The sequence below is a fragment of the Mycobacterium sp. genome (assembly GCF_032161845.1).
Lineage (GTDB): Bacteria > Actinomycetota > Actinomycetes > Mycobacteriales > Mycobacteriaceae > Mycobacterium.
The window spans coordinates 1-9702 of sequence record NZ_JAVRQA010000033.1; the positions used below are offsets into that span (position 1 = coordinate 1).

Here is a 9702-nt window from a genome sequence, read left to right on the forward strand (position 1 = left end):
AGGCCGAGCGTCACCTCGGGGAAGCCGACGACCACACCCTTGACGTCCGCCGCGATGCGGTGATGGGTGGCCAGCGCGATCTCGAGGCCACCGCCGAGCGCGGCGCCGTTGATGGCGGCCACCACCGGCTTGCCGAGGGTTTCCAGAGCGCGCAGGTCACGCTTGACCGACTCGACCATGTCGAAGGCCTCGCCGGCGTTCTCCGGTCCGAGCTTGATCATGCCCTTGAGGTCGCCGCCGGCGAAGAAGGTCTTCTTCGCGCTGGTGATGACCACGCCGGTGACCGAATCCTTCTCGGCGACAAGCTTTTCCACCGCTTTGTGCATCGACTCCGCGTAATGCTCGTTCATCACGTTGGCCGACCCGGTGGGGTCGTCAAGGGTCAAGGTGACGACGCCGTCGGCATCCTTATCCCACTGAATAGTGTTCTCTGCCATGGTCTTAAACCCTCTCGATGATGGTGGCGACACCCATGCCGCCGCCGATGCACAGCGTGATGAGCGCGCGACGGGCGTTGCGGCGCTCGAGCTCGTCGACCATGGTTCCGGTGATCATCGCGCCGGTGGCACCCAGCGGGTGTCCCATCGCGATGGCGCCGCCGTTGACGTTGAGCTTCTCGTCGGGGATGTTCAGGTCCTTCTGGAACTTCAACACCACCGAGGCGAACGCCTCGTTCAGCTCGAAGAGGTCGATGTCGTCGACCGTCAGGCCGGCCCGGTCCAGCACCTTGCGGGTGGCCGGCGTGGGGCCGGTCAGCATGATGACGGGATCGGCGCCACTGGTGGCAGTGGCGACGATGCGCGCCCTCGGGGTCAGACCCTGCGACTTGCCGGCCGCCTCGGAGCCGACGAGGACGAGCGCGGCGCCGTCGACGATGCCGGAGCTGTTGCCGCCGGTGTGGACGTGATTGATCCGCTCGACGTAGTGGTACTTCTGCAGTGCCACGTCGTCGAAGCCGCCCATCGCGCCGACACCGTCGAACGCGGTCTTCAACTTGCCAAGGCTCTCGAGGGTCGTGCCGGGCCGCATGTGCTCGTCGTGATCGAGGACGACCAAACCGTTCTGATCCCTGACGGGCACGACGGACTTGGCGAAGTAGCCGCCCGACCATGCGGCGGCGGCCTTCTCCTGCGAGCGCGCGGCGTAGGCGTCGACGTCCTCGCGAGAGAAGCCCTCGATGGTGGCGATCAGGTCGGCGCCGATGCCCTGCGGGACGAAGCCGATGCGGTAGTTGGTCTCAGGATCGGTCGCCCACGCGCCGCCGTCGGAACCCATCGGAACACGACTCATCGATTCGACGCCGCCGGCCAGCACCAGGTCGTCCCAGCCGGAGCGGACCTTCTGCGCGGCGGTGTTCACGGCCTCGAGGCCGGAGGCACAGAAGCGGTTCAGCTGGAAGCCGCCGGTGGTCTCGGGCAGCTTGGCTACCAGCGCCGCGGTGCGGGCGATGTCGCCACCCTGATCACCGACCGGCGAGACGACGCCGAGGATCAAGTCGCTGATCAGGTTCTCGTCCAGATCTGGGTTGCGGGTGCGCAGCTCGTCGATCAGGCCGACGACCAGGTTGACGGGCTTGATCTCGTTGAGCGCGCCGTTCTTGTTCTTGCCACGAGGCGTACGGATGGCCTCGTAGATGAAGGCTTCTTCGGACATGGTGAATTCCTCTTCTTCGGACTCTGCGGATTTCAGACGGGGACCCCAAGTGACCGCAGCCTAACAGCCTCTCCCAACCGGCTGGTTGGGAGGTTGCTTGGCGCCCACATGGCAAGGGTCAGACGGACTTCAGTTCCACCTCTGTCAGCGTCGGGTAGTCCACGTACCCGGCGGGGCCCGGCGCATAGAGGGTGTCGACGTCCGGCTCGTTGAGTTCGGCGCCAAGGACCAGTCGGTCGATGAGGTCGGGGTTGGCCAGGAAGGAACGGCCGACCGCGGCGGCACTGATGACACCCCACTGCGCCAGTTCCTCCAGCTGGCAGAAGCTGGTCTCCCTCTCGCGGCCGGTGTTCAGCACGACGGACCCGGGCCAGACCCCGCGCAGCGCTCCGAAGGCGGGGTCGTCGGGGTCGATGAGCAGATGCAGGTAGGCCAGACCCAACGGGGCGATCCGGTCCAACATCGCCTCGTAGGTGCTCACCTTGTCGATCTCCCGCATGTCGCCTGCGGTGTTCCCCGGCGAGATCCGCAGCCCGACCCGGCCGGCTCCGATCTCGTCGACCACGGCCTCGACGACCTCGGCCGTGAGACGGGCGCGATTCTCGGGTGTGCCGCCGTAGGCGTCGCTGCGCTCGTTGACGACGTCGGAGGAGAACTCGTGCAATAGGTAGCCGTTGGCGCCATGGATCTCGACGCCATCCATTCCGGCATCGATCGCCCGACGCGCAGCCACGCGGAACTGGTCGACGATCGACCGGATCTCGATCACCGTCAGCGCGCGTGGCACCGGAAGGGGCTGCTTGCCAGAGGGAGTGTGGGTCAGCATGTCGGCGGCGATGGCAGATGGCCCGACGGCTTCGAACCCACTGATCTCGGGGTGGGCCATCCGGCCGACGTGCCAGAGTTGAACGAACATCTTGCCGCCTGCGGCGTGAACGGCTGAAGCGACGTCGGCCCACGCCTCCTGGTGGCGGTCGGTGTAGATGCCCGGGGTGTTCATGTATGCCCCGTTGGCCTGCTCGCAGATTGCCGTTGCTTCGCTGATGATGAGACCCGCCGCTGCGCGTTGTGAATAGTATTGCGCGGCAAGCACGGACGGCGTGCCGTCGGCATCGGCCCGCGATCGGGTCAACGGCGCCATGAAGATTCGGTTCCTGGCGGCAGTCTCGCCTATCTGGACGCTCCGAAGCAGTGCCGCGTCGGCGGCGAGCGTGTAGGTCATGTCGCGGTCAGCGTCGCGGGCGCGCCATTCATTCCCGACGCGGACCGACCTGCACTGACGACCGAGAACATCACGATGTGCCGGGCCCGCGCAGTCAGGCAGAAGCTGTACCACCCCGGGGGAATAGGCTCGACGGCCATGACGGTTTCGCGACTGCAGCCCTACGCCGTGACGATCTTCGCCGAGATGTCGGCGTTGGCGGCACGCATCGGTGCGGTCAACCTCGGGCAGGGCTTCCCCGACGAGGACGGCCCCGCGGCGATGCTCAAGACCGCGGAGAACGCGATCGCCGAGGGCAACAACCAGTACCCCCCGGGCCCAGGCATCCCGCCCCTGCGTCAGGCGATCGCGGCGCAGCGACAGCGGCACTATGGCATCACCTACGACCCTGACACCGAGGTGCTCGTCACCGTGGGCGCCACCGAGGCGATCGCCGCGGCTGTCATCGGTCTAGTCGAGCCCGGCTCCGAGGTGCTGCTGATCGAGCCGTTCTACGACTCGTACTCCCCCGTCGTCGCCATGGCAGGTTCCCACCGGGTGGCCGTGCCACTCGTCCGCGACGGACGCGGGTTCGCCATCGACGTCGATGCGCTGCGAAACGCGATCACCCCCCGCACCCGCGCACTGATCGTCAACTCGCCGCACAACCCGACGGGCATGGTCGCGACCGACGCGGAACTTTCAGCGATCGCGCGGCTGGCCGTCGAGCACGACCTGTTGGTCATCACCGACGAGGTTTACGAACAACTGGTCTTCGACGGACACCGCCACCGCCCCTTGGCGGGCTATCCGGGCATGGCCGAACGGACCGTCACCATCTCGAGTGCGGCGAAGATGTTCAACGTCACCGGCTGGAAGATCGGCTGGGCGTGCGGACCAGCCGAGCTCATCGCCGGCGTGCGGGCGGCCAAACAGTTCCTCACCTATGTGGGCGGGGCGCCGTTCCAGCCCGCGGTCGCAGAGGCGCTCGACAACGAGGACGCCTGGTCGCTCACCCTACGAGAGTCGTTCCAAGCCAAGCGCACCCGACTCTCCGGCGCTCTTGCCGACATCGGCTTCGACGTCCTCGACAGCTTCGGCACCTACTTCCTGTGCGCCGACCCCCGTCCACTGGGCTACGCCGACAGCACCACGTTCTGCGCCGAGCTCCCCGAGCGGGCTGGCGTGGCGGCGATCCCGATGTCGGCGTTCTGCGATCCCGACTCCGACCACATCGGCGACTGGAACCACCTGGTGCGCTTCGCCTTCTGCAAGCGCGACGACACCATGGAAGAGGCGATCACTAGGCTGCAAGTCCTCAAGGCCTAGCCGCGAGATCTACACCCGCGTCGTGAATTGGCGTCCGCAACGACGGTGGCGTAGGTCTCGCGAACCCTCAGATCGAGGCTGCGATCTCCCAAAGACGTTCGGGGTCGGCCGGGTTCGAGCGCATCGGGCTCAGGACCAGATCGGTGGCGCCCGCATCGAGGTAGCGCTGCAACTGATTGCGCACCGCATCGGAAGGACCGACGGCAGCGAGATCGACCGCCCTGTCGGCCTTCTCCCGTGCGATCACCGTGGCGTAGGACGGAATGGTTTCGTAGAACGCCAGCTCCTCGGTCGCAAGGGTGCGCGCGGACTCGACGTCGTCCGACACCACGACCGGTACCGCGGCGAGGATCCGTGGCGCGGGACGCCCCGCGGCGGCCGCGGCATCGGAAATGGTCGGCACGATGAACTTCTCGAGCGTCCGCGGGCCTGCCAGATACGGCAGCGTGCCGTCGGCCAGCTCGCCGGTAACCCGTAACGCCTTGGGCCCCATGGCTGCAACGTACAATGGTATCGGGGTGCCCCCCGCAAGGGAGACGGGCCAGTCCTTGACGGAGGCGCTGAGTTCCGTGCCGTGGAAGTCGAGGGCGCCGGTATCGAAGATGGAACGCAGCATCTGCAGGTGCTCGCGAAGACGGCCCACCGGATTGGACCACGTCGTCCCGAACATCTGAGCCTCAATTGCCTTCGCGCCGAGGCCGAGACCGAGGCTGAAGTTTCCATGGGCCGCCGCCTGCGCGGTCTGCGCGAGGGTCGCGACGATCAGCGGATGGCGCGGGTTGATGGGCACGACGAACGTCCCGACACCGAGTCCGGGTACCGCCGCACCGACAAGGCCGGCCAGGCTGATCGCGTCATGGCTGACCTGTTGCGAGAACCACACGTGGCGAACGCCGATCTCGAAGGCTCGGCGGGCCTGCGCGATGACGTCGTCGACGGCGTTGGTGGCGGTAGGGCTGGGATTGATCACGACTCCGGTGGGCATGCCAGTGACAACCGGCCGCGGCGACGGCCGCATTCCCTTTCGTTCAACATGCGCTTTACGCGAGACCGTGGCCATACTGGGCCCACCATGACCGGGATCGACATCACGGCGCTCACCAAGACCTTCACGTCCGGTCGGCGGTCAGTGGAGGCTCTGCAGTCCGTCGACCTGCACACGAGCCAGAACACCTTTTTCTCCCTGTTGGGCCCCTCGGGGTGCGGCAAGTCGACGGTGCTGCGCATCCTGGCCGGCCTCGAGGAACCGACCAGCGGACGTGCCCTCATCAACGGCGAATCGCCCACCGAACTCCGCAAGCATCACGAGCTGGGCATCGCGTTCCAAGATTCGGCACTGCTGCCCTGGCGCAGTGTCGTGTCAAACATCAAACTTCCGTTGCAGGTAGCTGGCCTACCGGCCGAGCCAGGGGTGATAGCCGACCTGGTGAAGCTGGTCGGTCTGGAGGGGTTCGAGAAGGCCAAACCAGCGCAGCTCTCGGGCGGCATGCGGCAGCGCGTATCGATTGCTCGTGCGCTGGTCGTCAAGCCAACGGTCCTGCTTCTCGACGAACCGTTCGGTGCACTCGACGACATGACGCGGCAACGCCTCAACCTCGAACTGCTGCGCATCTGGACCGAGAAGCCCGCGACGACGCTCATGGTCACGCACGGCATCGCCGAAGCGGTCTTCCTGTCCGACGCGGTCGCGGTGATGAGCCCCCGGCCAGGTCGGGTGCTCGAGGTGGTACCGGTCGACCTCCCTCGACCCCGCACCCCCGACATCACGAGAACGCCCGAGTTCCATCGAATTCACGACTACCTCACCGAGTTGTTGTTCGCCCCGGCCGACGGCACCCAAGGGATCGCGTGACTCTTCGACCAGCGTGGCTCGGTGGCGTCTTCGGAATCGCAGGCGTGGTCGCCGTCTGGTGGCTGCTGGCCGTGTCGGGGACGGCGGGCGGGACCATCCCGACCCCGATCGCGGTCGCGTCGGGCATGGCCCGCGATGGACTTGCGCTGTACGGACCCAACTTCGTGGTGACCTCGGAAGGTGCGCTGCAGGGATTCTTGTGGGGCAACGGCTTCGCGATCGCACTGGCAATCCTGGTGGTCCTGATCCCGCCCATCGAATCGCTCGCCACCCAGCTCGCGATCCTGAGCTACTGCACTCCGCTGCTGGCGCTGGGCCCGATCATCCTCGTCGTGTTCGGAGGCCGGGCGCCGACCATCTTTCTCGCGGCGATGTACTGCTTCTTCACCACCATGGTCGGCACACTGGCCGGGCTGCGATCGGCGGACAAGGCGAGTCTGGATCTGGTCGAGGCCTACGGCGGCGGCCGCTGGCAGAAGTTCACCAAGGTACGACTGTTCTCAGCCGCGCCGAATACCTTTGCAGCATTGAAGATCGCGGCACCGTCGGCAGTTCTCGGCGCCATCCTCGGCGAGTACCTGGGCGGGGTAGACAGCGGCATCGGGGTCGCGCTCACCGCAGCGCAGACGTCCTACAACGTGCCGCGGACGTGGGGTCTTGCCATCGCTGCGGCGGCAATGGCGGGCGTCGGGTACGCGATCGTGGCGGTGATGGCCAGAATCGCGACACCGTGGAGCGCACGACGATGAACTCGATACCGGGCCGGATCGGACGCTTCCTTGCGCCGCTGGCGATCTCGATGACCCTGCTGTTCGCGCTCTGGTACCTGTTCCTCGCGGTCTTCCCCGAGGTGGGCCCGCGCGTCGGCAAGTCGCCGACCGACGTGTGGACCTATCTGTTCGACGGCCCCGCCAGCGATACGGCCAGAGCCAACCTGTGGGACAACCTGCAGATCACCCTGCGCGACGCCTCGATCGGCTTCGGCTCCGGAATCGTTGCGGCAGTGGTCGTTGCGGCACTCTTCGTGTTGTTCGCCAGCCTCGAACAGACCCTGCTGCCGATCGCGGTGCTCCTGCGGTCGGTCCCCTTGGTCGCGATGACGCCGATCATCGTGCTGGTGTTCGGGCGCGGTCTGGTCGGGGTGGCGGTGATGGCTGGCATCGTGGTCTTCTTCCCAGCGCTGGTGATGATCATGGCGGGCCTTCGCGAGGCGCCTCGGCAGGCGCAGGAACTCGTCGAGGCCTACGGTGGCAACCGGTGGACCGCGTTGTACATGGTCGCGATTCCCTCCGCGCTACCGTCGCTGTTCGCCGCAGCGCGAATCTCCGTGCCGGGGGCCTTAATCGGAGCCTTGATCGGCGAATGGCTAGGTAGCGGCGAAGGTCTGGGCTCCAGCTTGATCAAGGCGATACCGCGCTACCAATACAACGAACTATGGGCATCGGTCGCCATCGTGACCATCGCCTCGATCCTCCTGTACGCGGTCGTCGGCGTGCTGGAGAACCTCGTCCTCGTGCGCTTCGGCCCCGACGCGCATAGTCTTCGACGATGACAATCCTCCATCGTCGAGAGTTCCTGCGTTATGCCGCGGTGGTCGGTTTCGCCGCTGGCGGAGCGGGACTGGTCGCGGCGTGCAGTAGTGACTCGTCGAGTTCGTCCGGCGGCAGCTCCCAAGACGGATCGAAGTTCGGATCGGTTGCGGTGCAACTGTCTTGGATCAAGAACATCGAATTCGCGGGCGAGTACTTCGCGCTCGAGAAGGGCTACTACAAGGACGGCGGGTTCGGCAGCGTGGACCTCGTCGCGGGTGGTGCCGCAGGGACGGGCGTCGAGGCAGGCCTGGACACCGGCAAGATCTGGATCGGCATGTCAGCCCCCCAGCTCACCGCGCCCGCCGTGCTCAACGGACTGCCCGCCAAGATCGTCGGCGCGACGTACCAGAAGAACCCCTTCGCCATCGTCAGCTCGGCGGCCAGACCCATCAACACGCCTCAGGACATGGTGGGTAGGAAGATCGGCGTCCAGGACTCGAATCAGTTGGTCTTCGGAGCGCTGCTGGACGCCAACGGCATCGACGCCAAGTCGATCACCGTGGTGCCAGCGCAATTCGACCCGAGCCCACTGGCCAACGGAGAGGTCGACGGCTGGGTCAGCTATGTGACGAACGAGCCGATCACGTTGGCGTCCAAGGGGTTCAAGAATCACGCCATGCTATTCGCCGATTTCAACCTGCCACTGGTCGCCGAGACGTTCACGGTCAAGCAGGAGACGATCGACAACGAGCGCGACAAGCTCAAGGCATTCCTGATCGCCGAGATCAAGGGCTGGCGGGACGCCATCGCCGACCCAGCGGAGTCGGCGCGGCTGGCGGCCACGGTCTACGGCAAAGACCAGAACCTCGACGTGGCCGAGCAGACCGAGGAGGCGAAGGCGCAGGTTGGGCTGGTCGTGTCTCCCGACACCAAGGCCAACGGACTCTTCACCATGACGCAGGCCCTGATCGACGAGAACGTCTCCGCACTGAAGTCCGCCAAGTTGGACATAGCAGCCGCGGACCTGTTCGATCTCTCGGTGCTGCAGGAGGTCTACGCCGAGCACCCCGATCTGAAGATCTGAGAGTTCCCGTCAACCGTGGTTGCGGGTCACCCGACAGCGGAGCCGCTCGATCGCGACGTCGAGCACCATCTTCTTGGCGCGCTTGACCAGAAACTCCGGGATCGGCGCCGCGACGTCGACGATGATGTCGAACCGCACCATCGTCTGATCTCCGATTCTGGTGAGGTTGTACTCGCCGTGCTGACCCCGCTGCTGGAACGTGTCCGTCGCATCCCAGACCACCCAGTCGGGGCCCCAGTGGTATTCGAGGATCTCCTTGTCGGAGACGCCCATGATCTTGACCGTCGCCTTGACGTGGTGTGGGCGGCCGTCGGGGTGCCGGTCGAGGACCTCGGCATGCCGGTGCAGCGTCGACCACGAAGGCACCTCCTCGATGTCGGCAAGAGCATCGAGGATTGCCTCGGGCGAGGCGTCAAACACGATTTCCCGTGTGGCACGCACTGCCATGAGCAAATGATAAACAATCACCCGAGCTCGCGCAGTGCTTTGCGCCAGCTAACTTCAATTCACCAACCGACGTCATCGATCGGCGTGGTGCCCCCGGGTGGGGCGCCCACCGGGCCGGACGGGGTCCGCGAGAACCGCGGGGCAGGTGCAGCCTGGTCGACGCCATCGTTCGTGACGATGGTCGACCGCGCTACGAGATGCTCGTTGTCGGACGCTTCGGTCCAGGTCAGCACCGGCGTCACACAGGCATCAGTCCCAGCGAACACCGCAGTCCACTCGTCTCGGGTCTTGCTGGCGAAACGTTCGGTGAAGATCGTCCGCATCTCGTCGTAGCGCCCGAGGTCGAACTGGTTGGGCACCTCGTCGGCCGCAAGGCCCAGCCCGACGAGCAGTTGCGCGAAGAACTGCGGCTCGATCGCGCCGACCGCCATGTGCTTGCCGTCGGACGTCTCGTAGACCCGGTAGAAGGGCGCCCCGCCGTCGAGGAGGAACGACTCCCGCTGATCCTTCAGCGATCCCGTCGCCTTCATCGTCCACATCATCTGGGCCAGCACGCTGACCCCGTCGACCATCGCGGCGTCGATCACCTGGCCCGTGCCGGACC

General features: G+C 66.1%; 11 protein-coding genes. 5 read left to right on the plus strand and 6 right to left on the minus strand.

Annotated features, from left to right (window positions below; translation table 11 throughout):
• From QOD90_RS02050 to QOD90_RS02060, 3 genes are all read right to left on the minus strand, one after another.
• Positions 1-437, minus strand: a 437-nt coding sequence (locus tag QOD90_RS02050) for an enoyl-CoA hydratase/isomerase family protein (RefSeq protein WP_526346175.1), incomplete at its 3' end; no start/stop codon positions are given.
• Between the two features lie 4 nt (positions 438-441).
• On the minus strand, positions 442-1653 hold the full coding sequence (locus QOD90_RS02055; protein WP_526346177.1) for an acetyl-CoA C-acetyltransferase: 1212 nt from the start codon (positions 1651-1653) through the stop codon (positions 442-444).
• A 118-nt stretch (positions 1654-1771) separates the two neighbouring features.
• Positions 1772-2875: an alkene reductase gene (locus QOD90_RS02060; protein ID WP_526346179.1), complete on the minus strand. Its 1104-nt coding sequence runs from the start codon at positions 2873-2875 to the stop codon at positions 1772-1774.
• A gap of 138 nt (positions 2876-3013) precedes the next feature.
• Here QOD90_RS02060 and QOD90_RS02065 point away from each other — a divergent pair, with 138 nt between their 5' ends.
• A complete protein-coding gene (locus QOD90_RS02065) occupies positions 3014-4183 on the plus strand; it encodes a pyridoxal phosphate-dependent aminotransferase (RefSeq protein WP_526346181.1) in 1170 nt (389 codons plus the stop codon).
• A 67-nt stretch (positions 4184-4250) separates the two neighbouring features.
• Here QOD90_RS02065 and QOD90_RS02070 read toward each other — a convergent pair whose 3' ends face one another.
• The gene (locus QOD90_RS02070) at positions 4251-5168 is read right to left on the minus strand and encodes a TIGR03564 family F420-dependent LLM class oxidoreductase (protein WP_526346183.1); all 918 of its coding nucleotides are present in this window, start codon (positions 5166-5168) and stop codon (positions 4251-4253) included.
• A gap of 87 nt (positions 5169-5255) precedes the next feature.
• Between QOD90_RS02070 and QOD90_RS02075 the strand changes: the two genes are divergently transcribed.
• The 4 genes from QOD90_RS02075 to QOD90_RS02090 are packed head-to-tail and all read left to right on the plus strand — an operon-like array spanning position 5256 to position 8651.
• Entirely contained in the window at positions 5256-6035 is a 780-nt protein-coding gene (locus QOD90_RS02075; RefSeq protein ID WP_526346185.1) for an ABC transporter ATP-binding protein, read from the plus strand.
• Positions 6032-6784 (plus strand): ABC transporter permease, encoded by a 753-nt coding sequence (locus tag QOD90_RS02080; protein WP_526346187.1) that lies wholly within the window; start codon positions 6032-6034, stop codon positions 6782-6784. The genes QOD90_RS02075 and QOD90_RS02080 overlap by 4 nt, the downstream gene beginning before the upstream one ends.
• Entirely contained in the window at positions 6781-7587 is an 807-nt protein-coding gene (locus QOD90_RS02085) for an ABC transporter permease (RefSeq protein ID WP_526346189.1), read from the plus strand. The genes QOD90_RS02080 and QOD90_RS02085 overlap by 4 nt, the downstream gene beginning before the upstream one ends.
• Entirely contained in the window at positions 7584-8651 is a 1068-nt protein-coding gene (locus tag QOD90_RS02090) for an ABC transporter substrate-binding protein (protein WP_526346191.1), read from the plus strand. Before QOD90_RS02085 ends, QOD90_RS02090 begins: the two co-directional genes overlap by 4 nt.
• Before the next feature lie 9 nt (positions 8652-8660).
• Here QOD90_RS02090 and QOD90_RS02095 read toward each other — a convergent pair whose 3' ends face one another.
• Positions 8661-9098, minus strand: a complete 438-nt coding sequence (locus QOD90_RS02095) for an SRPBCC family protein (RefSeq protein ID WP_526346193.1) — start codon at positions 9096-9098, stop codon at positions 8661-8663.
• 59 nt (positions 9099-9157) lie between these two features.
• A partial coding sequence (locus QOD90_RS02100) for a CoA transferase (RefSeq protein ID WP_526346195.1) occupies positions 9158-9702 on the minus strand: 545 nt, incomplete at its 5' end.